At 72.0% G+C, this 25355-nt stretch carries 21 protein-coding genes and 1 pseudogene; 18 read left to right on the forward strand and 4 right to left on the reverse strand.

Features of this window, described 5'->3' with window-relative positions; all coding sequences use genetic code 11:
• Positions 1–2 precede the first annotated feature (2 nt).
• From cydD to holA, 6 genes and pseudogenes are all read left to right on the forward strand, one after another.
• The gene (cydD, locus tag ORG17_RS07095; protein ID WP_214526347.1) at positions 3–1685 is read left to right on the forward strand and encodes a thiol reductant ABC exporter subunit CydD; all 1683 of its coding nucleotides are present in this window, start codon (positions 3–5) and stop codon (positions 1683–1685) included.
• A complete protein-coding gene (gene cydC, locus ORG17_RS07100) occupies positions 1682–3370 on the forward strand; it encodes a thiol reductant ABC exporter subunit CydC (protein WP_214526346.1) in 1689 nt (562 codons plus the stop codon). The genes cydD and cydC overlap by 4 nt, the downstream gene beginning before the upstream one ends.
• A 50-nt stretch (positions 3371–3420) precedes the next feature.
• Positions 3421–5982 carry a leucine--tRNA ligase gene (leuS, locus tag ORG17_RS07105; RefSeq protein ID WP_173033368.1) on the forward strand — a complete coding sequence of 854 codons (2562 nt, stop codon included), beginning with the start codon at positions 3421–3423 and terminating at the stop codon, positions 5980–5982.
• 152 nt (positions 5983–6134) lie between these two features.
• A complete protein-coding gene (locus ORG17_RS07110) occupies positions 6135–6908 on the forward strand; it encodes a ComEA family DNA-binding protein (RefSeq protein ID WP_250892159.1) in 774 nt (257 codons plus the stop codon).
• A gap of 720 nt (positions 6909–7628) precedes the next feature.
• A pseudogene (locus ORG17_RS18495) lies at positions 7629–8654 on the forward strand (ComEC/Rec2 family competence protein); the annotation flags it as partial.
• A 670-nt stretch (positions 8655–9324) separates the two neighbouring features.
• Entirely contained in the window at positions 9325–10344 is a 1020-nt protein-coding gene (gene holA / locus ORG17_RS07120) for a DNA polymerase III subunit delta (protein ID WP_027465301.1), read from the forward strand.
• 207 nt (positions 10345–10551) lie between these two features.
• On the opposite strand, the gene rpsT is transcribed toward holA, so the two are convergent.
• Positions 10552–10812, reverse strand: coding sequence for a 30S ribosomal protein S20 (rpsT, locus tag ORG17_RS07125; protein WP_017886662.1), 261 nt, complete (start codon positions 10810–10812; stop codon positions 10552–10554).
• A gap of 222 nt (positions 10813–11034) precedes the next feature.
• On the opposite strand from rpsT, the gene ORG17_RS07130 reads away from it, so the two are divergent.
• Positions 11035–12201: a pyridoxal phosphate-dependent aminotransferase gene (locus ORG17_RS07130; protein ID WP_027465302.1), complete on the forward strand. Its 1167-nt coding sequence runs from the start codon at positions 11035–11037 to the stop codon at positions 12199–12201.
• A 147-nt stretch (positions 12202–12348) separates the two neighbouring features.
• A complete protein-coding gene (gene lepA, locus ORG17_RS07135; protein ID WP_017886664.1) occupies positions 12349–14196 on the forward strand; it encodes a translation elongation factor 4 in 1848 nt (615 codons plus the stop codon).
• A 90-nt stretch (positions 14197–14286) separates the two neighbouring features.
• Here the strand turns inward: lepA and ORG17_RS07140 are convergent, their stop codons facing one another.
• Positions 14287–14784, reverse strand: a complete 498-nt coding sequence (locus ORG17_RS07140) for a hypothetical protein (protein WP_214526344.1) — start codon at positions 14782–14784, stop codon at positions 14287–14289.
• Between the two features lie 131 nt (positions 14785–14915).
• Between ORG17_RS07140 and ORG17_RS07145 the strand changes: the two genes are divergently transcribed.
• On the forward strand, positions 14916–15563 hold the full coding sequence (locus ORG17_RS07145) for a DUF1990 family protein (RefSeq protein WP_035808235.1): 648 nt from the start codon (positions 14916–14918) through the stop codon (positions 15561–15563).
• An 81-nt stretch (positions 15564–15644) separates the two neighbouring features.
• Here the strand turns inward: ORG17_RS07145 and ORG17_RS07150 are convergent, their stop codons facing one another.
• Entirely contained in the window at positions 15645–16337 is a 693-nt protein-coding gene (locus ORG17_RS07150; protein WP_214526343.1) for an HAD family hydrolase, read from the reverse strand.
• A gap of 28 nt (positions 16338–16365) precedes the next feature.
• On the opposite strand from ORG17_RS07150, the gene hemW reads away from it, so the two are divergent.
• Positions 16366–17619: a radical SAM family heme chaperone HemW gene (gene hemW / locus ORG17_RS07155; protein WP_214526342.1), complete on the forward strand. Its 1254-nt coding sequence runs from the start codon at positions 16366–16368 to the stop codon at positions 17617–17619.
• Between the two features lie 37 nt (positions 17620–17656).
• Here hemW and ORG17_RS07160 read toward each other — a convergent pair whose 3' ends face one another.
• Positions 17657–18088 (reverse strand): DUF4870 domain-containing protein, encoded by a 432-nt coding sequence (locus tag ORG17_RS07160; RefSeq protein ID WP_250892157.1) that lies wholly within the window; start codon positions 18086–18088, stop codon positions 17657–17659.
• Positions 18089–18198: 110 nt separating this feature from the next.
• Here ORG17_RS07160 and hrcA point away from each other — a divergent pair, with 110 nt between their 5' ends.
• Genes hrcA through era form a run of 8 tightly spaced genes read left to right on the forward strand, consistent with a single transcriptional unit; the run spans position 18199 to position 25344 of the window.
• Positions 18199–19218, forward strand: a complete 1020-nt coding sequence (gene hrcA, locus ORG17_RS07165) for a heat-inducible transcriptional repressor HrcA (protein ID WP_027465308.1) — start codon at positions 18199–18201, stop codon at positions 19216–19218.
• A gap of 33 nt (positions 19219–19251) precedes the next feature.
• Complete coding sequence (gene dnaJ / locus ORG17_RS07170; RefSeq protein ID WP_017886671.1) at positions 19252–20364, forward strand: molecular chaperone DnaJ; 1113 nt, start codon at positions 19252–19254, stop codon at positions 20362–20364.
• Positions 20364–21101: a 16S rRNA (uracil(1498)-N(3))-methyltransferase gene (locus ORG17_RS07175; protein ID WP_111236433.1), complete on the forward strand. Its 738-nt coding sequence runs from the start codon at positions 20364–20366 to the stop codon at positions 21099–21101. Before dnaJ ends, ORG17_RS07175 begins: the two co-directional genes overlap by 1 nt.
• A gap of 38 nt (positions 21102–21139) precedes the next feature.
• Positions 21140–21493: a histidine triad nucleotide-binding protein gene (locus ORG17_RS07180; RefSeq protein ID WP_027465310.1), complete on the forward strand. Its 354-nt coding sequence runs from the start codon at positions 21140–21142 to the stop codon at positions 21491–21493.
• On the forward strand, positions 21483–22625 hold the full coding sequence (locus ORG17_RS07185; RefSeq protein ID WP_214526341.1) for a PhoH family protein: 1143 nt from the start codon (positions 21483–21485) through the stop codon (positions 22623–22625). The genes ORG17_RS07180 and ORG17_RS07185 overlap by 11 nt, the downstream gene beginning before the upstream one ends.
• Positions 22622–23083 (forward strand): rRNA maturation RNase YbeY, encoded by a 462-nt coding sequence (gene ybeY, locus ORG17_RS07190; protein ID WP_017886675.1) that lies wholly within the window; start codon positions 22622–22624, stop codon positions 23081–23083. Before ORG17_RS07185 ends, ybeY begins: the two co-directional genes overlap by 4 nt.
• Positions 23084–23086: 3 nt before the next feature.
• Positions 23087–24409 (forward strand): hemolysin family protein, encoded by a 1323-nt coding sequence (locus ORG17_RS07195; RefSeq protein WP_138803112.1) that lies wholly within the window; start codon positions 23087–23089, stop codon positions 24407–24409.
• Entirely contained in the window at positions 24406–25344 is a 939-nt protein-coding gene (era, locus tag ORG17_RS07200; protein WP_027465313.1) for a GTPase Era, read from the forward strand. Before ORG17_RS07195 ends, era begins: the two co-directional genes overlap by 4 nt.
• The last annotated feature ends 11 nt before the right edge of the window (positions 25345–25355 follow it).

Consider the following 25355-nt stretch of genomic DNA (forward strand, 5'->3'; position numbering starts at 1 on the left):
CGATGAAGCCCCTCGACCCCCGACTCCTGCGGTTGTCCCGGACGGCACGCGGTTTCATCGTCGCCGCCGCCGGCACCGGTGTCCTCCGCACGCTCGCGACCATCGCGATCGCGTGGGGGATCGCCGCGGCCGTCACCGTCGGGGTCGACGCCGTCGGCGACGGCACGGTCCCCGCGGCGTTCGGGCAGGCGCTCGCGCTGCTCGGCGGGGCGTTCGTCCTGCGTGCGGTGGCCGCGTGGGCGACCGACGACCTGGCGGCACGCGCTGCGGCGAAGGTGAAGAGCGAGATGCGCACGACGGTGCTCGCCCGCGCCGCCGAGCGCGGTCCGTCGTGGCTCGCCGGCCGGTCGAGCGCCGGCTTCGCCACCACGCTCGGTCCCGGGCTCGACGCACTCGACGCCTACTTCGGCCGGTACCTGCCGCAGCTCGCGCTCACCGCGATCGCGACGCCGATGCTCCTGGTCGCGATCGGCCTGGGCGACCTGACGAGCGGGCTGATCATCCTCCTCGCCCTGCCGGTGATCCCGGTCTTCATGATCCTGATCGGCCTGGCGACGCAGTCGTTGCAGCGGAAGCAGTCGGACGCCCTCGCGAAGCTCGGTGGCGCCTTCACCGAAGCCGTCGAGGGGCTCGCCACGCTCAAGGTCTTCGGCCGTGCGCGGCGCCAGGTCGGTCGCATCGGGGCGGTCACCGACGAGTACCGCCGCGGCACGATCGGCGTGCTCCGGCTGTCGTTCGTGAGCGGCTTCGCGCTCGAGCTCGCCGCGAGCCTGTCCGTCGCGCTGGTCGCCGTCTCGATCGGCATCCGCCTGGTCGACGGCTCGCTCGGCCTCGGGGCCGCGATGTTCGTGCTCGTCCTGGCCCCGGAGGCCTTCGCCCCCATCCGCCAGGTCGGCGCCGACTTCCACGCCGCCCAGGACGGCGTCGAGGCCTCGGCCGCGGTGCTCGACGTGCTGGCCGACGACGAGACCGCATCGTCGTCCGCGACCGGCAGCAGCGGGACCGACACGGACACCGCAGCACCCGCCACCGCCGTGGACGTCCGGGGGCTCGACGTCCGCGGGCTCACCGTCCGCCGACCCGACGTCGTGATCGGACCGTTCGATCTGCACGCCGAGCCCGGCACCGTCGTCGTGCTGGCCGGCCCGAGCGGTTCCGGCAAGTCGAGCATCATCGCCGCACTCCGCGGTGTCCTGCCGCACGACGGTGCCGTCACCGTGCCCGGCCCGGCCGGCGCGTCGGTCGCCGAGCGCACCACGTGGGCCGACCAGCGCCCGCGTCTCGTCCGCGGGACGATCGCCGAGAACGTCGCGCTCAGCGCGACCCCCGCCGACGCCGACGTGCGCACCGCCCTGGGCGACGCGGGGCTGGGACTCGACCCGGGCCTCCCGGTCGGCGCCGGAGGCAGCGGACTGTCCGGCGGCCAGGCACAGCGTGTCGCCGTCGCCCGCGCGCTGTACCGCGCACGCCGCGCCGCCACGCCCCTCGTGCTGCTCGACGAGCCGACGTCAGCGCTGGACGCCGAGGCCGAGGAACGCGTCATCGCGGCAGCCCGAGGGCTGGCGGCCGACGGCGCCGTCGTCGTGGTCGCCAGCCACCGACCCGCGGTCGTCGCCGCGGCGGACGTCCGCGTGGACGTCCGCGCGGGCGGGTCCGTGACGGTCCGCAGGGGGGTGCGCGCATGAGCCGGGAGGCCCGTGGCGGCTCCGTCCTGCGGCTCGCGATGCCGCACGGGTCGGGTTGGGCGAAGGCGGTCGCCGCCGGAGCGCTCAGCGCGCTCTGCGCCGTCGCGCTCCTCGCCGCGAGCGGCTACCTGATCACCCGTGCCGCCGAGCACCCGCCGATCCTGTACCTGACGCTCGTGATGGTCGGCGTGCGTGCCTTCGCGCTGGGGCGTGCGGTGCTGCGCTACGTCGACCGGCTCGCCGGGCACGACGCGTCCTTCCGGCAACTGGCCGTGGTGCGGACGGAGATGTACCGACGGCTGGCGTCGATCGCGCCCGCCGGACTCGGCCGGACCGGACGCGGCGACCTCATGACGCGCCTGGTGACCGACACCGACCGGCTGCAGGACCTGCCGATCCGCGTCGTCGGCCCGCTCGTCTCCGCCGGGGTCGTCGCGGTGCTGTCGGTCGTCGCCGTGGCGCTCGTGTCGGTGCCGGCGGCGCTCGTGCTCGTCCTCGCGCTGGCGGTCGCGGCCCTGGTCGGCACGATCGTCACCCGCTCGATCGCCGAGCGCTCGGACCGCGAGACCGCCGCCGACCGCGGTCGCGTCGCGGACCTCGTGCTCGACACCGTCCGGACGCTCGACGTCTTCGCCGCGTACGGCACCCTCGACGAGCGGCTCGCGCACATCGCCCGGCTCGACGCCGGCGTCACCCGGGCCGTCCGGCGCCGTGGCACGGTCGAGTCGCTCGTCGGTGCACTCGTCGGCCTGGTCGGTGGCGGTGCCGTGATCGGTATCCTCGCCGTCGGTGCCCCCGCCGTGGTGTCCGGTGCGCTCCACGGTCCGCTCTGGGCACTGGCGGTCTTCGTGCCGCTCGCGCTCTTCGAGGTCGTCGGGACCGTCCCGCTCGCCGTCCTGACGCTCCGCCGGGTGCGTGCTGCGGCCGATCGGGTCGAGCAGGTCGTGCCCGCCGAGGTTCCCGTCGGCATCGTCCCCGAGCCCGACGAGGACGCCGACCCGGCGTCGCTCGTGGTCGAGGGGCCGGTCACACTCGCCGTCCACGACCTCACGGTCCGCTGGCCGGGGGCTGCCGAGCCCGCGGTCGACGGGGTCTCGTTCACGCTCACCCCCGGCGAGGTCGTCGTGCTCGAGGGGCCGAGCGGCGCCGGCAAGTCGACCCTGGTCGACGCGCTCGTCCGGTTCGTGGAGCACGAGGGCTCCTACACGCTCGACGGCGTCGAGGCGAAGGCGATGCACCCCGACGCGGTGCGGGCCCGGGTCGGCCTGATCGAACAGGACCCGTTCGTGTTCGACCAGTCGGTGCGGCAGAACCTGCTCTTCGCCCGTGAGACCGCGACCGACGACGAACTGCTCGCCGTGCTCGACCGGGTCGGCCTGGGGGACTGGGTCGTCCGGCGGGGCGGGCTGGACGCCTCGGTCGGGGAACGCGGCGTGCTCGTGTCCGGCGGCCAGGCGCACCGGCTCGCGCTCGCCCGCGCACTGCTGCACGCGTTCCCGGTGCTGGTGCTCGACGAACCGACCGCCGACGTCGACCCGGACCTCGGCGACACGGTGCTGCGTGACCTCGTCACCACGGCCCGCGCAGCGGGCCGGACGGTCGTCATCGTCTCGCACGTCCCGGTGGCGCCGGACCTGGTCGACCGCACCCTGCGGATGCGGGACGGACGCCTGCTCGCCGGGTGAGCCGACAGGCGGACGCGGGACGGGCCTCCCGGCTTGTATCGTTGACGACCGTGACCACCGAGCAGCACGCCGAGGACCCGAACGCCTACGACTTCCGTCGTATCCAGGAGAAGTGGCAGCCCCGCTGGGAAGAGCTCGGGCTCTTCACCACCGACCTCGACGACACCCGTCCGCGCAAGTACATCCTCGAGATGTTCCCGTACCCGTCCGGCGACCTGCACATGGGGCACGCCGAGAACTGGGCCCTCGGGGACTTCGTCGCGCGCTACTGGCGTCAGCAGGGCTTCAACGTGCTGCACCCGATCGGCTGGGACTCGTTCGGGCTGCCCGCCGAGAACGCGGCGATCAAGCGCGGGGTGGACCCGAAGGACTGGACCTACGCGAACATCGAGCAGCAGAAGGCGTCCTTCAAGCGCTACGCGCCGTCGTTCGACTGGACCACCGAGATCCACACCTCGGACCCCGAGTACTACAAGTGGAACCAGTGGCTGTTCCTGAAGATGTACGAGAAGGGCCTGGCGTACCGCAAGGACAGCTGGGTCAACTGGGACCCGGTGGACCAGACCGTGCTCGCGAACGAGCAGGTCCTGCCCGACGGCACCTCGGACCGCTCCGGCGCCGTCGTCGTGAAGAAGAAGCTCACGCAGTGGTACTTCAAGATCACCGAGTACGCCGACCGGCTGCTCGACGACCTGAACCAGCTCGAGGGGCGGTGGCCGGCGAAGGTCATCGCGCAGCAGCGCAACTGGATCGGCCGCTCGGTCGGTGCCGACGTCGACTTCGTGATCGAGGGCCGCGACGAGCCCGTCACGGTCTTCACCACCCGTCCGGACACGATCCACGGGGCGACGTTCCTGGTCGTCGCGCCGGACTCCGACCTGGCTGCCTCGCTGGTCGCCGACCCGTCGGTGCCGTCCTCCGTCCGTGACGACTTCGACGCCTACCTGACGGCAACGCAGAAGACGTCCGAGATCGACCGGCAGAACGCCGACCGCCCGAAGACCGGCGTGCCGCTCGGCCGGTCCGCGATCCACCCGCTCACGGGGGAGCGCCTGCCCATCTGGGCCGCCGACTACGTGCTCGCCGACTACGGCCACGGCGCCGTGATGGCCGTGCCCGCGCACGACCAGCGCGACCTCGACTTCGCCCGGGCGTTCGACCTGCCCGTCAAGGTGGTCGTCGACACGAACGCTGCCGTCACCGGGGCGATCCCGGTCATCCCCGAGGGCGCGACGCTCGACGACTTCGACGTGCCGACCCTCGACCCGGTCGCCACCGGCGAAGCGCTGACCGGCCAGGGCCGGATGATCAACTCCGGGCCGCTCGACGGCATGTCGAAGCAGCACGCCATCACCGCGGCGATCGCGCTGCTCGAGGAACGCGGGACCGGCCGTGCCGCCAAGACCTACCGCCTGCGCGACTGGCTCATCTCGCGCCAGCGCTTCTGGGGCACCCCGATCCCGATCATCCACGGCGCCGACGGCACCGAGCACCCGGTGCCCGAGGACCAGCTGCCGATCGTGCTGCCCGACACCGAGGGGCTCGACCTCAAGCCGAAGGGCACGTCCCCGCTCGGTGGCGCGACCGACTGGGTGAACGTCCCGAACCCCGTCGACGGCACCCCGGCGCTCCGCGACACCGACACGATGGACACCTTCGTCGACTCGTCGTGGTACTTCCTGCGGTTCCTGTCGGCGAACGACGACACCCAGGCGTTCGACCCGGCAGCCGCGCGCCGCTGGGCTCCCGTCGACCAGTACATCGGCGGCATCGAGCACGCGATCCTGCACCTGCTCTACGCCCGCTTCGTCACGAAGGTGCTGTTCGACCTCGGGTACCTCGACTTCACCGAGCCGTTCTCGGCACTGCTCAACCAGGGCATGGTGCTGTCCGGTGGGTCGAAGATGTCGAAGTCGAAGGGCGGCGTCTCGCTCGGTGACGAGCTCGACGCGAACGGCGTCGACGCCATCCGCCTGGTCATGGGCTTCGCCGGCCCGCCCGAGGACGACATCAACTGGGAGGACGTCTCGCCGTCCGCCTCGGCTCGGTTCCTGGCGCGGGCGTACCGCCTGGCGCTCGACGTCACGTCCGCACGCGACGTCGTCTGGGCCGACGGCGACCGGGCTCTCCGCCAGGTCACGCACCGGTTCCTCGCCGACGCCCCCGGGATGATGGAGTCGTTCAAGTTCAACGTCGTGATCGCGCGACTGATGGACCTGGTCAACGTCACCCGCAAGGCGATCGACAGCGGCCCCGGCGCCGGTGACCCCGCCGTGCGCGAGGCCGTCGAGACCATCGCGCTCGGGCTGAGCGTCTTCGCGCCGTACACCGGCGAGGAGATGTGGGAGAAGCTGGGCTACGAGGCCACCGTCGCCACGTACGGCTGGCGGAAGGCCGACCCGACGCTGCTCGTGCAGGAGACCCTGACGGCCGTCGTGCAGGTCAACGGCAAGGTGCGTGACTCGTTCGAGGTGTCGAAGTCGATCGAGGCGGACGAGCTCGAGCAGCTCGCACGGTCGTCGGCGAACGTGCAGCGGTACATCGGTGACCGCGAGATCGTGAAGGTGATCGTCCGGGCGCCGAAGCTCGTGAACATCGCCATCAAGGGGTAGCGACCGTCGCTGGCGTCGTCCCTCACAGCAGGGGCGTTCGCGGCACCCCTCCACGGGTGTGACCTCCGGAGTCCGGCCGATCGGCCGGGCTCCGTAGCGTTCGGGGCATGTCGTCGCCGTCGTCTCCCGGACCCTGGTGGTCCCGTCTCGCATTGTCACCGCGGGCAGCCGTGGTGCTGGCGGCGGTCGTGGTGGTGGTCGCCGTCGTGGTGGTCCTCGTCGGGGCGCTGGTGTCGGGTGGTGGCGAGGATGCCGGGGGAACGGGTGGGGTCGTCGTGCGTGGGGCGCCGACGGCCGATGCGGGGCAGGCTTCGGTCCGGCCGTCGCCGTCAGCCTCTGCTGGTGCTGGTGCTGGTGCTGGTGCTGGTGCTGGCGCCGGTTTCGGGGCTTCGTCTGCTCCGGGCGTCGGCGCGGCCACGGGTGCGGGGCGCGTCGTGGTGCACGTGCTCGGGGCGGTGCGGCGGAGCGGTGTGGTCGAGTTGCCGGCATCGAGCCGGGTGGGTGACGCGCTCGAACGTGCCGGTGGGGCCACGGACGACGCCGACCTCGACCGCCTGAACCTGGCCAGGGTGCTGACGGACGGCGAGCGGTTGTACGTGCCGCGAGTCGGGCAGCAGGAGGTGCCCGAGGCGCTCGGACCGATGGCAGACGGTGCTGCCGCCGGGCCGACTGCCGCCGCCGGGGCCGGGGCCGGGAGCGGCGGTGGCTCGGCGGGCACCGGGGGCGAGGAGTCCGCCGTCGTCGACCTGAACACCGCCGACCAGACCGCGCTCGAGACCCTGCCCGGGATCGGACCCGGGCTGGCCGGGCGGATCATCGCCTGGCGGGACGAGCACGGCCGGTTCACCGCGGTGGAGGACCTGCTCGACGTCAGCGGCATCGGCGACGTGCGGTTCGCCGAGCTCCGCGATCGTGTGCGGGTCTGAGGGGCGACGGTGCAGCTCGCTCCGAGTGCGATCGACCTGCGGGTCGCGGTGCCGGTGGCCGTCGCCTGGATCACGACCGCCCTGCTCGTCGGCGTGCCCGACGTGGCACCCGTGGTCGGTGGGGCCGCGGCGCTCCTGACCGGCGCCAGCGGCAGCGTGCTCCGGTGGCGTCGGGGCGCCGGGGTGGTGCCGGCCGTCGCCGGGCTGCTGCTCGTCGCGGGGGCCCTGACGACGCTGCTCGCGGTGTCGGTCTCCGTGGGGGATTCCCGGCGGGCCCCGGAACCGCTCCGTGCACTCGTCGCCGGCCCGGGAGCGGGGCACGTGGAGGTCGAGGCCGTGCTGACCCGCGACCTCGTGCCGGGGGACCGCTCCGTCACCGCGACGCTGGTGCGGGCGGACGACCTCGACGGGCTCCGGGTGCCGGTCCGGCTCGTCCCCGATCAGCACGGCGACGCACCGGGCGCCGTGCTGGCAGCCGGTGCCCGGGTCACCGTGACCGCCACCCTGCAGCCGGACGAACCCGGTTCCGCGACCGCGTTCGTCGCGTTCCTGCGCGGGACGCCGTCATCGGTGCCGCCCGACGGGCTCCTCGGTGCCACCGACACCGCGCGGCAGGCCTTCGTACGGGCCACGGCCGACCTGCCGCAGCCCGGAGCGGCGCTGCTGCGCGGGCTCGCGATCGGGGACCGCTCCGGCCTCGACCCGACGACCGAGGCGGCGATGGAAACCTCGGCGCTGACGCACCTGACGGCGGTGTCCGGGGCGAACTGCGCGGTGGTGGTCGGGCTCGTCGTGGTCCTCGGTCGAGCCTGTGGTCTGCCGAGAGGCCCCCGGGCCGCGGCGGCAGTCGGCGTGCTCCTGGTGTTCGTCGTGCTCGTGCGCCCCGACCCGTCGATCGTCCGGGCCACGGTGATGGCGATCGTGGTGCTCGTCGTGCACCTGGCCGGTCGACCGGTGCGGGGCGTCCCGCTCATCGCCCTCGCCGCGGTCGGCATGCTCGTGGTCGACCCGTGGTTCGCGCGGTCGTTCGCGTTCGCCCTGTCCGTGCTCGCCACGAGCGGGATCGTGGTGCTCGGCCCGCCGCTCACCGAGCTCCTGGCACGTCGTGTGTGGCCGCCGGTCGCCGCCGCACTCGCGATCCCGGTCGCCGCGCAGGTGGCCTGCTGGCCGGTGACGATCCCGCTGTCGGCGGCGCTCCCGACCTACGCGGTGCCCGCGAACCTGCTGGCGGAGCCGTTCGCGCCGGTCGTCACGGTGATCGGGCTCGCCGCGTGTGGCCTCGCTCCGGTGTGGCCGGTCGGCGCGCAGGGACTCGCGGCCGTCGCGTGGGTCCCGGCCGCCGCAGTCGGGGGCATCGCGCACGGTGCGGCGGCCCTGCCCTACGCCTCGGCACCCTGGCCGGCCGGGGTGCTCGGTGTAGCCGCCGCGGTGCTGGTGTGCGGCTGCATCGCGGTCGCCGTGCTGGTCCGGGGGCGGCTCGGCTCCCGGTTGCTGCTCGCAGCAGGGGTGGTGGTCGTGGTCGGTGTCGCAGCCGTCACCGTCCCGGTGCTCGTCGTCCGGGGCTCGGTGCCGGGCGACTGGTCGGTCGCCGCGTGTGACGTCGGGCAGGGGGACGCCGTGCTGCTCCGTGGCGACGACGCCGTCGCGCTGGTGGACACCGGCGACGACGAGGAACGGCTCCGGGCCTGCCTGGACCTGCTCGGGGTCACCCGGATCGACCTGCTCGTCCTGACGCACTTCGACCGCGACCACGTCGGCGCGGTGCCCGCCGTGGCGGACACGGTCGAGACCGCCCTGGTCGGACCCGTGGGCCGTGCGTCGGACGAGCGGGTGGTCGACGACCTCCGGCGTGCCGGTGTCGACGTCCGGACGGCGGACGACCGCGTGTCCGGCACCCTCGGGCCGCTCGCCTGGCGCGTGGTGTGGCCGCCGGGCGGGGACCGTGCCGCCGGCAACGACGCGAGCATCGTGCTGGTCACGGGGCCGGCGGACGGAGACTCCTGTCCGGCATGCCTGACCGGGGTCTTCCTCGGCGACCTGGGGGAGTCGTCGCAACGTCGGCTGCGCAACGCCGGTGGTCTGCCGGCAGGGCCGATCGACGTGGTGAAGGTGGCGCACCACGGCTCCGCGGACCAGGACCCGCAGCTCTACCGAGGGCTCGCCGCGCGGGTCGGACTCATCGGGGTCGGTGCGGACAACACCTACGGGCATCCGACGCCGTCCGCGCTCGGCATGCTCGAGGCTGCTGACACGCTGCCGCTCCGCACCGACGAACGCGGGACCGTGGTGCTCGCCCGCTCCGGCAGCGACGAGGTGCGGGTGTGGACGGAGCGCTCGTCGTCGGCGGCCGCCCGTAGGATCGTCGGTGCACCACTCGACCCGGCACCGTCCGGGCCGGCACCACCGGAAGGACCACATGGCCGCCAAGAAGCCCGCGCGCGCCGCAGCGAAGATCGACCAGGTGCCCTGGTCGGGGATCCGTCCGGCACCCGTCGTGCTCATCACCGGGCCCGAGGCGTTCCTCGCCGACCGCGCCCGCGGTGTGCTGAAGGACCTGCTGCAGGGCGAGGACCCCGCGCTCGAGGTACACGACCTCGAAGCCGACCAGTACGCCCCCGGGCTCCTCGCGACCCTCGCCAGCCCATCGCTGTTCGGCGAGCCGCGACTCGTGCAGGTCACGAACGTCGAGAAGTGCACCGACGCCTTCATCACCGAGACGATCTCGTACCTGCAGGCCCCCGCCGACGACGTCACCCTGGTGCTCCGGCACGGGGGTGGCGTGCGCGGCAAGAAGCTCCTCGACACGATCCGCAGCGGTGTCGGCGGCGGGGTCGAAGTGCTGTGCGACGAGCTCAAGCGCGAGACCGACCGCATCGACTTCGTGAACGCCGAGTTCCGCGCAGCACGACGCCGGATCGCACCCTCCGCCGTCCGGACCCTGGTGACCGCGTTCGCCGACGACCTCGCCGAACTCGCCGCCGCGTGCCGACAGCTCCTGGCGGACGAGGCCGAGGAGATCACCGACAAGGTCGTCGACAAGTACTACGGCGGTCGCGTCGAGACGAACGCGTTCAAGGTCGCCGACATCGCACTCGCGGGTCGGTCGGCACCGGCGATCGTCGAGCTGCGGCACGCCCTGGCCACCGGCGAGGCACCGGTGCCGATCGTCGCCGCGTTCGCGAGCAAGATCCGCACGATGGCGAAGGTCAGCGCCTTCCGGGGGCCGAGCGGGCAGGCGGCCTCGGCGCTCGGCATGGCGCCGTGGCAGGTGCAGCGCGCGCAGCGTGACGTCGCCGGCTGGAGCGAGTCCGGGCTGGCGAACGCGATCATCAGCATCGCCGAGGCGGACACCGCGGTGAAGGGTGGCTCGCGCGACGCGCACTACGCGCTCGAGGTCATGGTCCGCACCATCGCCCGACGCGGCGAGCCCCGCTGAGGCGAGTCGGGCCTCCCGGCCTTCTCGCGCGCCGGTCGGCCGGCGCTTCGTGAGCAGAAATGGTCGGGTGTTCCATCACGACCCGACCCTTTCTGCTCACGAAGCGAACCAAACGCACCCCACGCCGCACGCACGCCGCCCGCCCCCACACACGACGAAGGCCCCGCACCAACGGTGCGGGGCCTTCTGACCAGAAGGGTCAGGACGTCAGAGCGACGAGACCTTCTTCGCGATGGCCGACTTGCGGTTCGCGGCCTGGTTCTTGTGGATGACACCCTTGCTCACGGCCTTGTCGAGCTTCTTCGACGCGAGGGCCAGGGCGGCAACGGCCTTGTCCTTGTCACCGGCGGCGACGGCGTCGTTGGCACGACGGATGTGCGTCTTGAGCTCCGACTTGTAGGCCTTGTTGCGCTCGGTGGCCTTGAGGTTGGTCTTGATGCGCTTGATCTGCGACTTGATGTTCGCCATGAATTGCTCCTGCTCGTCTCGTACGGGTGGGCGCGACCGCAGGGTAGAGGGGCCCTTGGTCGCATCGCGTTCCACCCGTGGGCGGGGAACGCGGAAGCCAGCCACCAACACTACCAGGCAAGCGGGCTGCCACCAAAGCACGAAACACCGCCGCATCGGCACAAGCCCGCGGCCGACCGCGCCGAAACCCCACGGCAACACGCACCGGATACCGTGACGGACATGCCCTCCCTCGCACCGCGCATCGACACCGTGCCCGCCTCCGGCATCCGGAGGGTCTTCGAGCAGGCGGCCCTGCTGCAGTCGAGCGGCACGGACGTCACGATGCTCGTGATCGGCGAGCCGGACGTCCCGGTGGCGCCGCACATCGGCGAGGCGGCCCGTCGCGCCTGGACCGAGGACCGCACCGGGTACACGCCGAACGGCGGGATCGCGCCGCTCCGCGAAGCCGTCCGCGACAAGCTCCGCCGTGAGAACCGGATCGAGGCCGACCTCGAGCAGATCTGGATGACGATCGGTGCGACCCAGGCGCTCTTCCAGGCGATGACGCTGACCCTGAGCCCGGGCGACGAGGTGCTCGTGCCGGACCCCGGCTACACGACCTTCACGATGAACGCCCACATCATCGGGGCGACCCCCGTGCCGTACCGGCTGGAGCCGCAGCACGGGTTCGAACCCGATCTGCAGGCCCTCGAGGCGAGCGTCACCGAACGCACGCGGGTGCTCATCGTCAACTCGCCGTCGAACCCGCTCGGCTCGGTCTTCGGCGAGGAGACCCTGCGTGCGCTCCTGGCCTTCGCGAAGCGGCACGACCTCTGGGTGATCAGCGACGAGGTCTACGAGTACTTCACCTACGGCACCCGGCACGTCAGCCTGGCGGCGCTCGACGAGGACGACCGCGTGTTCTCGGCGTTCTCGCTGAGCAAGACGTACGCGATGACCGGCGTGCGCGTGGGCTACCTCGTCACGCCGAAGGGACTCGGCGCGACGATGCGGACCACGCAGGAGGCCATGATCAGCTGCGTCGCCGAACCCGACCAGTACGCGGCCCTCGCGGCGATCGTGGGGGACCACTCCGCGGTGCGCGACGCTCGGGAGCACTACCGCGCGAACCTCGAGGTCGCGAAGGAGACGCTCGACGCCGCCGGCATCCGGTACCTCGACCCGCGCGGGGCGTTCTACCTGTGGATCGACATGTCGCACGCGTCCGACGGGGACATCGCCGAGTGGGCGCTCGGGTTCCTGCAGCGTGAGCGGGTCGCCGTCGCGCCGGGCAGCGCCTTCGGACGCACCGGCGAAGGGTGGATCCGCGTGTGCCTCGCAGCCACCGCGGACGATCTCCGACGTGGCCTGGGCGCGCTGCCGGCTCCGGCGCACGCGACCGTCTGACCGGCGGCCGACGCCCGCCTCGACGACCGCATCACCGCTTCGGAGGCGCGCCCCGCGTCCGTCACGCACGTGGCGGACGCGCGCCGTGCCTCCAGGGCGGGTGAAGCGTGGGAGACTGTTGCGACCGTCCGACCCACCTGAGGAACCGTGAGCCCACAAGCATCCGCTCCGCTGGAGCCCGCAGCGACCCCGGCCGACGCGATCCGCAACTTCTGCATCATCGCGCACATCGACCACGGCAAGTCGACGCTGGCCGACCGCATGCTGTCGATCACCGGCATCGTCGAGGACCGTGCGATGCGTGCGCAGTACCTCGACCGCATGGACATCGAGCGCGAGCGCGGCATCACGATCAAGTCGCAGGCCGTGCGCATGCCGTGGGAACTCGACGGTGAGACCTTCGCGCTGAACATGATCGACACCCCCGGGCACGTCGACTTCTCGTACGAGGTCTCGCGCTCCCTGGCCGCGTGCGAGGGCGCGATCCTGCTCGTCGACGCCGCCCAGGGCATCGAGGCGCAGACGCTCGCGAACCTGTACCTGGCGCTCGAGAACGACCTCGAGATCATCCCCGTCCTCAACAAGATCGACCTCCCGGCGGCCGAACCGGACAAGTACGCGGCCGAGCTCGCGCAGCTCATCGGTGGCAAGCCCGAGGACGTCCTCCGGGTGTCCGGCAAGACCGGTGTCGGGGTGCCGGAGCTCCTCGACCTGGTCGTCCGTCGCGTGCCGGCCCCCGTCGGCGACGCCGAGGCAGCGCCCCGCGCGATGATCTTCGACTCGGTCTACGACAGCTACCGCGGCGTCGTCACCTACGTCCGCATGATCGACGGCACCATCTCGCCCCGCGAGAAGGTCCAGATGATGTCGACGAAGTCGACGCACGAGATCCTGGAGATCGGGGTCTCGAGCCCGGAGCCGAAGCCCACGAAGGGGCTGTCCGTCGGCGAGGTCGGCTACCTGATCACCGGTGTGAAGGACGTCCGCCAGTCCAAGGTCGGCGACACCGTCACGAGCGCACAGAAGCCCGCGACGCAGGCGCTGCCCGGCTACACGGACCCGAAGCCGATGGTGTTCTCGGGCCTGTACCCGATCGACGGCAGCGACTACCCGGTGCTCCGCGAAGCGCTCGACAAGCTCAAGCTCTCCGATGCCGCACTGGTCTACGAGCCGGAGACCTCGGTGGCGCTCGGCTTCGGGTTCCGCTGCGGGTTCCTCGGGCTGCTGCACCTCGAGATCATCACCGAGCGGCTGTCCCGCGAGTTCGGTCTCGACCTCATCACCACGGCCCCGAGCGTGATCTACGAGGTCACGACCGAGGACAACGCCGTGACCGAGGTCACGAACCCCTCGGAGTTCCCGACCGGGCGCATCGTCGAGGTCCGCGAGCCGATGGTCCGCGCCGCGATCCTGGCCCCGAAGGACTACGTCGGCGCGATCATGGAACTGTGCCAGCAGCGCCGCGGCTCCCTGCTCGGCATGGAGTACCTCGGCGAGGACCGCGTCGAGATCCGCTACGAGATGCCCCTCGGCGAGATCGTCTTCGACTTCTTCGACCAGCTGAAGAGCAAGACCCAGGGCTACGCGTCGCTCGACTACGAGCCCACCGGCGACCAGGCCGCCGACCTCGTCAAGGTCGACATCCTGCTGCAGGGCGACCAGGTCGACGCCTTCAGCGCGATCGTGCACCGTGACAAGGCGTACGCCTACGGCACGCTCATGACCGAGCGGCTGCGCAAGCTCATCCCGCGCCAGCAGTTCGAGGTGCCGATCCAGGCTGCCATCGGCGCCCGCATCATCGCCCGCGAGAGCATCCGCGCGATGCGCAAGGACGTCCTGGCGAAGTGCTACGGCGGTGACATCACCCGCAAGCGCAAGCTCCTCGAGAAGCAGAAGGAGGGCAAGAAGCGCATGAAGACCATCGGTCGGGTCGAGGTCCCGCAGGAAGCCTTCATCGCGGCGCTCTCCGGCGACGTCGAAGAGAAGAAGAAGTAGCGCGTAGCGCGCGGCGCGTTTCGCGCTGAGCGACAGCTCACGCACTGCGACCGCCGAGATCTGTCGGTGAGCGCGAAAGCTCGGCGCGGGTCAGCCGGTCCGGCGGGCGCGCGCCCGCAGGGCGGCCAGGCAGAGGGCCGGGAGGCTCGCAGCGGCCAGTCCCGCCAGTGCGGTCCGCAGGATGGCCCAGTGGGCAGCCGCGTCGAAGTCGGTCTGCTCGCCGGAGGCCACCCCGGCGACCACGGCGCCGACGACCATCGCGAGCGTCACGACCGCGAGGACCAGCGGCAGCCGACGGCCGCGCTGACGCCGCACCGCCGACACCAGTGCTGCACCGAACAGCAGCACCCCGGCGCCGGCGCAGCTCGCCCCGACGGCGGCGATGACGTTCGCGGTGTCGAAGCCGTTCCACGCCTCGGGAGCGAGCGCGACGGTGGCGTACCGGGCGGGTGACGCCGCGGCCGACGTGGTCACGTCCACCAGCACCCGGGCGGTCGCCGCCACGCCGAACGCGACGATCGCGAGCGCGGCGAGGACGGCGGTCCGGCGGTTGACGGACCGCGGACGGACGGGGGTGGGGCGGGGCACCTGCTGACGATAGCCCCGGGGCGGGCGGTTGTCGGGCCTCCAGTTCGGGGTGCACGGCGGGCGGGCCGATCCGACGGAGGTGAGCGTGGATCGGTTCGATCCGGGGCGGCCCGCCCAAGTAACATGGCGGCATGAGCATCCGCGGGAGCTACCGGACCGCCCTGACGTACGGCGCGGTGGGGGCGACCCAGGCGTCGGACCTCATGACCTACCCGCCGGACGGCTTCACGCCGGCCGAGTCGCGCGCGCGGATCGGACACGGCGACCAGCGGTTCGAGACCGCCGTGGTGCAGGCGCTCACGTGGCAGATCCAGGAGCGCAGCGGGGTCCGTGTGCGCGTCGAGGAGCAGCCCGACGACGACGAGGTCCGGTACAACCCGGTCACCTTCGACGACGACGGTGTGCCGATCGCGCCGGCGTCCATCGGCACGCCCCGGGTCGAGAAGTTCGCGCCCGACGGCACCCCGCTGCTGACGGCGGGCACCAGTGCGACGCTGACGATCCACGCGTTCGGGCAGACCGTGCTGGCACCGGTGCGCGTCGTGTCGATCATCGACGAGCACGACCGCAAGGGGTTCGCCTACGGCACGCTCGAGGGGCACCCGCTCTCCGGCGAGGAGTCGTTCGTCGTCGAGCGCACCCCGGACGGCTCGGTGTGGCTGCAGGTCCGGCAGTTCTCGCAGCCGGCGAGCCGGAAGTGGCGCTTCGTCGCGCCGTTCGTGCGGCGGCAGCAGAAGGTCATGGCGGAGAAGTACCTGGCGGCGCTGCGGGGCGACTAGGCGTCTGGTCGCGGTCTCGCGGTCACGCGGTCGCGCTCGCGGTCTCGCGACTGCGCCCGCGCCTGCGCCCGCTGCCGCTCCTCAGCGGAGCGGCGGGAGTGCGGCGATCGCATCCTCGATGAGGGCGGCGTCCTGCTGGCAGTCGCGTGCGACCGTCACGGCGTTCGTGTGCCGCAACGCGTCCACGTCGTAGACACCCGTCGCCACGGCCAGGAAGGGGATGCCCGCGGCGTCCGCGGCCTCACCGTCGCGCGGGGTGTCGCCGACGATGACCGCCCGGGTGCCCACCAGTGCGGCGGCGGCGCGCAGGGTGACCCCGGCCCGCTCGACCTCGGTGTCGCCGAAGTACGAGTGCTCCCAGTCGAAGACGTCGGCGTCGAACCCGGCGCCGGTGAGCTTCACCCGGGCGCGGTACTCGGAGTTGCCGGTGAGCAGGCCGTTGCGCCACCCGAGTTCGGCGAAGCGGGTCAGGAGTGCCTTCGCCCCGGGGACGGGGCTGCGGTGGTCGCCGGAGGCGTGCCGTTCGGCGGTCAGGTCGTGCAGGTGCCGGCTGACCGTGGGGATCAGGGTGTCCTCGAACGCGTGGGCGTGCACGTGCTCGGCGATGAGCCCGGCGTCGGTCCGGCCGTGCTGGTGCCCGACCCGCAGGGTGAGGTCGCGGCCCACCGCCCGCTCGAGGGCGAGGTGGTAGAGGTTGCCCGGGGACGACGCGTTCATCACGAGGGTGCCGTCGATGTCCCACAGGACCGTGGTGGGGACGGGATGGTGCTCCATGGCTCCATCATGACGGAGAATGGAGCCCATGCCGAGTGCTCTCCCGATCGCCGATCCAGCACCAGCAGACGGCCTGATCACCCCGTGGGCGGCAGCGGGCTCCGCTGCCGGGCCGGGGGCTGGTCCCACCGCCGGTGACGTGCCCTTCGGCGTGTACGTGCACGTGCCGTTCTGCCGCGTGCGCTGTGGCTACTGCGACTTCAACACCTACACGGCGTCGGAGCTCCGCGGCGTCCGTCGCGACGACTACGCCGGGCACGCCGTGCGCGAGATCGAGTGGGCCGCGACCGTGCTCGACCGCTCCGGTGTGCCGCGGCGGCCGGTGTCGACCGTCTTCTTCGGTGGCGGCACCCCGACCATGCTCCCGGCGTCCGACCTGGCGATGATCCTCCGTGCGATCGACGACACCTGGGGCATCCTGCCCGGGGCGGAGGTCACCACCGAGGCGAACCCGGACTCCGTCGACGCGGCGTCGCTCGAGACGCTGCGGGCCGGCGGCTTCAACCGGATCAGCTACGGCATGCAGTCCGCCGTGCCGCACGTGCTCGCCACGCTCGACCGCACGCACGACCCGCTCCGGGTCCCCGTCGTCGTCGACCTCGCGAAGCAGCAGGGGCTCGACGTCTCGCTCGACCTCATCTACTCGACGCCGGGGGAGTCCCTCGCCGACTGGCGGACCTCGCTCGACGCCGCGATCGCCTGCGAGCCCGACCACGTGTCGGCGTACTCGCTCATCGTCGAGGACGGCACCGCGATGGGCCGCATGGTCGCCCGCGGCGAGCTCCCAGCCCCCGACGACGACCTGGCCGCCGACATGTACGAGCTCGCCGACCAGGTGCTCGGCGACGCCGGCTACTCCTGGTACGAGGTGTCGAACTGGGCGCGCGGCGACGAGCACGCGAGTCGCCACAACCTGTCCTACTGGAAGGGCCACGACTGGTGGGGCGTCGGCCCCGGCGCACACTCCGCCGTCGCCGGCACGCGCTGGTGGAACGTCAAGCACCCGGCCGCGTACGCGAACCGGGTGCTGTCGGGGGAGTCGCCGGCCGCCGGCCGCGAGACCATCGACGACGAGACGCGGTACGTCGAGCGCCTGCTGCTGGCGGCGCGGGTCCGCGGGGAGCTCGCGACGAGCGAGATCCGCCAGGAGGCCCGTGGCCGGGTCGCCGGCCTCATCGCACGCGGACTCGTGGACGGGTCGGCCGCGGTGCGGGGACAGATCGACCTGACCCTGCAGGGTCGCCTGCTCGCCGACGCGGTGGTGCGGGAGCTGCTCGACTGAGGGGCCGGCTCACTGCCCGCTGCGCAGTGCTTGCCGCTTACTGCTTGATGAACTCGATCGAGAGCGGGTAGCGGTAGAACTGGCCCTGGTTCGCGGCGATCGCGGCCATGATGCTGAAGATCAGCGACACGATGCCCGCTGCCAGCACGATCAGGACCCCGACGCCGAACACCGACGTGAGCGAACCGACCACGTAGGCGATGCCCATCGTGATGTGGAAGTTCAGCGCGACGCGGGTGTGCTCGCGGACGAAGCCGCCGCGGTCGCGGAGGACCAGGTAGGCGACCAACGGTGCGATGAAGTTGAAGAAGATGCCGCCGATGTGCGTCAGCGTGGCCCACAGGCGCTGGTCCTCCGGGCTCATCGGCCGGGGCGGGGTGTAGCCGGCGGGGTACTGCGGTCCGCCGGGGTACTGCGGTCCGCCGGGCTGCTCGGGTCCGGGGCCGTCGGGCTGCTGTCCGTAGGTCATGGCGGAAGCGTATCGGCCGACCGCCCGGAAGTCCCGGGCCGTCAGCCGTCGGGCGTAGGATCAGCAGTCGACACGTCCGAGTGCCAGGTCGATCGGGAAAGGAGGCGCTCGTGGTCAGTGAACGCAGCCTCGAGGTCCTCAAGGCCATCGTGCGCGACTACGTGGCGTCGCGTGAGCCCGTCGGGTCGAAGACCATCGTCGAGCGGCACGCCTTCGGGGTCAGCGCCGCGACGATCCGCAACGACATGGCCCTGCTCGAGGACGAGCAGCTGATCGCCGCGCCGCACACCTCGTCCGGCCGGGTGCCGACCGACAAGGGGTACCGCGTCTTCGTGGACCACCTGGCGGGTGCCCGTCCGCTCTCCAGCGCGCAGCGCCACGCCATCGAGACCTTCCTCGGCGCCCCGAACGACCTCGACGAGGTCCTCGGGCGCACCGTCCGGCTGCTCAGCCAGCTCACCAACCAGGTCGCCCTGGTGCAGTACCCCTCGATGGTGCGCGCCCGGGTGCAGCACGTCGAGCTCGTCCGGCTCGGTGACGCCCGGTTGATGGTGGTGCTCATCACCGACACCGCCCGCGTCGAACAGCGCGTGGTCGAGACCGACGTCCCGCTCGACGAAGACTCGCTGGGTGAACTCCGCACCGTGGTGAACGGCGCGACGGTGGGGCTCCTGCTGCAGGACGTCCCGACCGCGCTCCGAGCCGTGCCGCAGCAGCTCCGCCCCGACGCCCAGACGCTCGGCGGGGTCGTCGTCGCCACGCTCATCGAGCAGGTCGCGGCGAACCGGCAGGACCGCCTGCTGATGGCCGGTGCGGCCAACCTGGCGAAGAGCGAGCAGGACTTCTCCGGCGGGCTCTTCCCGGTGCTCGAAGCGATCGAGGAACAAGTCACCCTGCTCCGGTTGTTCGGGGAGATGCAGGTGGACGACATCGCGGTGGCGGCCAGCATCGGCGTCGAGAACGCCGAGTACGGGCTCGACGCCACGAGCATCGTCGCCGGCGGCTACCTGGCCGGTGGCGAGGTGGCCCGCCTGGGCGTCCTCGGACCGACCCGCATGGACTACGGCACGAACATGGCGGCCGTCCGCGCCGTCGCCCGCTACCTGTCCAAGCTCCTGGGCGAACACTGACCAACCGACCGAACCCAACCGACTGAGGGATACGTGGCAGACCACTACGACGTCCTCGGCGTCCAGCGAGACGCCTCCGATGCCGACATCAAGAAGGCCTACCGCCGCCTGGCGCGTGAGCTCCACCCGGACGTGAACCCGGCACCCGACGCCGCCGAGCGCTTCAAGGACGTGACGCACGCGTACGACGTGCTGAGCGATCCCGAGCAGCGGCGCCGGTACGACGCCGGGCCCCAGGCCGACAGCCCCTTCGGTGGTGGCGCCGGTGGCTTCAGCGACATCTTCGACGCCTTCTTCGGTGGCGGCGGTGGCGGCGGCCGTGGGTCGGGCCCGCGTAGCCGTGCCGAGCGCGGCCAGGACGCCCTGCTCCGCATCGAGGTCGACCTCGACGAGGTCGTCTTCGGCACCCACAAGGACGTCGAGGTCGACACGGCGGTGCTGTGCGAGACCTGCCACGGCTCCTGCTGCGCACCGGGCACCAGCCCGCGCACGTGCGACATCTGCGGCGGCTCCGGGCACATCCAGCGGCAGGTCCGTTCGCTCCTGGGCAACGTGGTGACGAGCGCCCCGTGCGGCACGTGCCGCGGGTACGGCACCGTCATCCCGAGCCCCTGCCCGACCTGCCAGGGTCAGGGCCGCGTCCGCGCGCGTCGCACCGTGCCGGTGGACGTCCCCGCCGGCGTCGACTCCGGACTCCGCCTGCAGATGCCCGGCCAGGGCGAGGTCGGTCCGGCCGGCGGCCCGTCCGGCGACCTGTACCTCGAGATCCGCGTGCGCCACGACGACGTCTTCAGCCGTGACGGCGACGACCTGCTCGCGACGCTCGAGGTCGGCATGACCGACGCCGTCCTCGGCACGACCACCACGATCGACGGCCTCGACGGTCCGGTCGAGCTCGAGATCCGTCCCGGTGTGCAGAGTGCCGACGTGCTCGTCATCAAGGACCGCGGCATCACGAAGCTGCGCGGGAACGGCCGCGGTGACCTGCGGGTCGGCGTGCAGGTCGTCACGCCGACCAAGCTGTCCCACAAGGAACGGCAGCTGGTCGAGCAGCTCGCGAAGTCGCACAAGACCACCGCCCCGCAGCTCGCCCGGTTCCAGCAGGGCATGTTCGGCAAGCTCCGCGACCGGTTCTTCAACCACTGATGGCGTCGCTGTACCTCGTCGACTCGCTGGACGGCGTCGCCGTCGGTGACCCGGTGTCGCTCGACGGCGCCGAGGGCCGGCACGCGGTCTCCGTCGCGCGCGTCCGGGTCGGCGAGGTCCTGCGGATCGCCGACGGCCGGGGCACCGTGGTTTCCGGTCCGGTGACGGCACTCGGCAAGGACACCCTGGAGCTCGCGGTCGAGACCGTCGAGCACCAGGATGCACCGCGCCCGTCGCTGACGCTCGTGCAGGCCCTGGCCAAGGGCGGTCGCGACGAGATGGCCGTGCAGGCGGCGACCGAGATCGGCGTCGACCGGGTGGTGCCGTGGTCGGCCGCGCGCAGCGTCTCCCGGTGGGACGGCGCGAAGGTCGAGAAGGGCCGTGCCCGATGGGCCGCGATCGCGCACGAGGCCGCGAAGCAGGCGATCCGTCCGCGCGTGCCCGTCGTCGCGCCGCTGGTGACGACCGGACAGCTCGTGTCCGCGCTCGGGGACGGGACCACCCTCGTCCTGCTCGACCCGACCGCGACCGTGCGGCTCGCCACCTGGGAGCCCCCGACGGACGCCGAGGACATCGCCCTCGTCGTCGGCCCCGAAGGAGGCATCGACGGCGCGGAGCTCGACCGGCTCGAGGCCGCGGGCGCCGTACGGGTCCGACTCGGCGACAGCGTGCTCCGCACGTCCACCGCCGGACCGGCGGCACTCGCTGTCCTGCAGGCGCGACTGGGTCGCTGGTGAGCCGGACCGCGCCGTCGGGCGCGTCCTACGATGGAGCCATGAGCAGCAGCACGCCCAGCGTCTTCTCCAAGATCATCGCGCGCGAGATCCCGGCGACCATCGTCGCCGAGGACGACCGTGTGATCGCGATCGAGGACATCGCCCCGAAGGCTCCCGTCCACGTGCTCGTCGTCCCCAAGACCGAGCAGTACGCGAACGTCGGCGAACTCGCAGCGGGCGACCCCGACCTGCTGGCCCACGTGGTCGCCACCGCCCAGCGCATCGCCGACGAGCGCGCCGACGGCCAGTTCCGACTCGTCTTCAACACCGGCGAAGCCGCCGGTCAGACCGTGTTCCACGTGCACGCGCACGTACTCGCAGGTGAACTGCAGGAAGGCACCCTTGCCGGTTAACGAACCAGTACAGCCCACCGCCGCCGACGACGAGTCCGTCTCGGTCTCGCTCCAGGTCGACGGCATCGCCATGGTGCAGCTGCTCGGTCCCCAGGACCGTCTGCTCAAGACGGTCGAGCGCCAGTACCCGGGCGTCCGGGTCGTCGTCCGTGGCAACGAGGTCACGCTGACCGGGCCCGAGCGCGACGTCGCACGCGCGAAGGCGCTCGTCGACGAGCTCGTCGGCATGGTCAGGCGCGGGCAGGAGATCGGCCCGGCCGACATCCCGATGTCCGCACGCATCCTCGACGACGACCGCAAGCCGTCCGACACCTTCGGCACCCCGATCGTGTCGAGCCGCGGCAAGTCCGTCCGTCCGAAGACCGACGGGCAGCGTGCCTACGTCGACGCCATCGACGAGCACACCATCACGTTCGGCATCGGTCCGGCCGGTACCGGCAAGACGTACCTGGCGATGGCCAAGGCCGTGCAGGCGCTGCAGCGGCGCGAGGTCAACCGGATCATCCTCACCCGTCCCGCGGTCGAGGCCGGCGAGCGGCTCGGCTTCCTGCCGGGCACGCTCACCGACAAGATCGACCCGTACCTGCGCCCGCTGTACGACGCCCTCAACGAGATGATGGACCCGGAGCTGGTCCCGAAGCTCCTGGCGGCCGGCACCGTCGAGGTCGCCCCGCTGGCGTACATGCGTGGCCGGACCCTCAACGACTCCTTCGTGGTGCTCGACGAGGCGCAGAACACCACGCCCGAGCAGATGAAGATGTTCCTGACCCGGCTCGGGTTCGGTTCGAAGATGGTCATCACGGGTGACATCACCCAGGTCGACCTGCCGGGCAACGTCTCCGGTCTCCGGCTCGTGACGCGCATCCTCGACCAGGTCGAGGACATCCACTTCGCCCGTCTCGGCAGCGAGGACGTGGTCCGCCACACCCTCGTCGGCCGGATCGTCGACGCGTACACGGTCTACGACGAGGAGCGCCTCGCCGAGCAGGCCGGGCAGCGCCCCGGTGGCCGCGGCACCGCCCCGGTCGGCAACCCCGACGGAGCGAACCGCGCCGAACGCCGTGGGCGCCCGCCGCAGGACCGCGCACGACCCCCGTACCCCCAGCACGACGCCCGAGGAGGCACCCGGTGAGCATCGAGCTCAACAACGAGTCCGGCGTCGAGGTGGACGAGGCCGCGATCCAGCGGCTCGCCGCGTTCGCCCTGGACGCGATGCACGTCCACGCCGATGCCGAGCTCGCGATCGTGCTGGTCGACGAGGGTGCGATGGAGCAGCTGCACGTCCGGTGGATGGACGAGCCCGGACCGACGGACGTCCTGAGCTTCCCGATGGACGAACTGCGCCCCGGCACCGAGGACGACCCCACGCCGGCCGGGCTGCTGGGCGACATCGTGCTCTGCCCGCAGGTGGCCGAGGAGCAGGCGAAGACCGCCGGGCACTCGAGCACCGACGAGATGCTGCTGCTCACCTGCCACGGCATCCTGCACCTGCTCGGCTTCGACCACGCCGAGCCCGACGAGAAGGCCGAGATGTTCGGCATCCAGGGCGAGATCCTGACCGCCTTCGCCGCCCAGCACCGAGGGCGGTAGCCGGTGGTCGTCGTCGCCGGACTCCTCGCGGTGGCGCTGGGGCTCGTCGTGCTCGGCGGGCTCCTCGCCGCGAGCGATGCCGCGCTCTCGGTGGTCTCCCGTGCCGACCTCGAGGAGATCGCCAGGGGCAACAAGCGCCGCCGCGCCATCGAGGCGATCGCTGACGACGTCGGGGCGCACGTCAACGCGCTGAACTTCTTCCGGGTCCTCGCCGAGACCGCCGCTGCGGTGCTCGTGACGATCGCCCTCGTGCGCGCCTTCGACAGCTGGTGGATCGCCCTCGTCGTCTCCGCCGCGATCATGACCGCGGTGTCGTTCGTGCTGGTCGGGTCGAGCCCGCGCAGCGTCGGACGCGCCCACGCCGAGCGGCTGATCGGTGCGACCGGCGGCATCGTCCGTGGGGTCCGCATCGTGCTCGGTCCGCTGGCCGGGCTGCTCGTCCGGATCGGCGACCGCGTCACCCCTGGCCGCGGCCGGAGCGCCTCCACCGTGTCGAGCGAGGAGCAGCTGCTCTCGCTCGTCGACGAGGCCACCGAGAGCAACGTGCTCGAGGACGAGGACCGTGAGCTCATCCACTCGGTGTTCGAGTTCAGCGACACCCTGGTGCGCGAGGTCATGGTGCCACGCACGGACATGCTCACCGTCGACGGTGCGGAGACGCTGGCCGCGGCCATGGAGCAGTTCCTGGCCGCCGGGGTGTCCCGGATGCCGGTGACGGGCAAGGACAGCGACGACGTGCGGGGTGTGCTCTACTTGCGCGACGTCGCGCGGTCGCTGTACGAACGGCCGGCGTCCCGCAGTGAGCGGGTCAGCCGCCTGCTGCGGCCCGCCGAGTTCGTGCCGGAGTCGAAGCACGCCGACGACACCCTGCGGCACATGCAGGTCGCCAAGAACCACCTGGTGCTGGTGGTCGACGAGTACGGCGGTGTCGCCGGGCTCGTGACCATGGAGGACCTCATCGAAGAGCTCGTCGGCGACATCTCCGACGAGTACGACCGCGCCGTCGTCGACCGGACCGAGGTCGAACCGGGCATCTGGCGGATCTCCGCCCGACTGCCGATCGACGAACTCGGCGACCTGTTCGGCATCGAGCTCGACGACGACGACGTCGACACCGCCGGTGGCCTGCTCACCAAGGAGCTCGGACACCTCGCCGTCTCCGGCGACACCGTCACCGTGTCCGGGGTCGTCCTGACCGCCGACCGGGTGGAGGGCAAGCGCCGCCACCTCATCACCGTGCTCGCCGAGCGCACCCACGCCCTGGCCGACGTCGAGGACGCCTTCGACGACGCCGAACCCACCACGACGGGAACCACGCACGCATGACCGACCCCGACACCACCCAGGCCGGCTCGGAGAAGCCCTACCGCGCGGGCTTCGTCTCGTTCGTCGGCCGTCCGAACGTCGGCAAGTCGACGCTGACCAACGCCCTGGTGGGCGAGAAGGTCGCCATCACCTCGTCGAAGCCGCAGACCACCAGGCGCGCCATCCGGGGGATCGTGCACCGGCCCGACGGCCAGGTGATCATCGTCGACACCCCGGGCGTGCACCGTCCGCGCACCCTGCTCGGCGAACGGCTCAACGACCTCGTGCAGTCCACGCTCGGCGACGTCGACGTGATCGGGTTCTGCGTGCCGGCGAACGAGCCCGTCGGTCCCGGCGACCGGTTCATCAACGACACGCTCGACCAGTACCCTCGCGCCAAGAAGATCGCGATCGTCACGAAGATCGACAGCACCTCCAAGGACCGCGTCGGTGAGCAGCTGCTGGCCGTCTCGAAGCTCCGCGACTGGGATGCCGTGGTGCCGACCTCGGGCACCAGGGGCATGCAGCTCGAAGACCTGCTCGGCGTGATCACCGCCCTGCTCCCCGAGTCGCCGCAGCTGTACGACTCGAGCGCGGTGACCGAGGAGACCGACGAGGAGCGCATCGGCGAGCTCATCCGCGAGGCTGCGCTCGAGGGTGTCCGTGACGAGCTGCCGCACTCGCTCGCCGTGGTCATCGAGGACATCGTCGAGCCCGACGCCGACGACGACGCCGACGGCCCCCTGCGCATCTTCGCGAACCTGTTCGTCGAGCGGGACAGCCAGAAGGCGATCGTCATCGGACACAAGGGCGAGCGCCTGAAGGACGTCGGTTCCCGGGCCCGCGTCGAGATCGAGTCGCTGCTCGGCGGCCGGCACGTCTACCTGAACATCCGCGTGAAGGTGGCCAAGGAGTGGCAGCGTGACCCGAAGCAGCTCGGACGCCTCGGCTTCTGACCGTCGGCCGC

Source organism: Curtobacterium flaccumfaciens pv. betae, from assembly GCF_026241855.1.
Lineage (GTDB): Bacteria > Actinomycetota > Actinomycetes > Actinomycetales > Microbacteriaceae > Curtobacterium > Curtobacterium flaccumfaciens.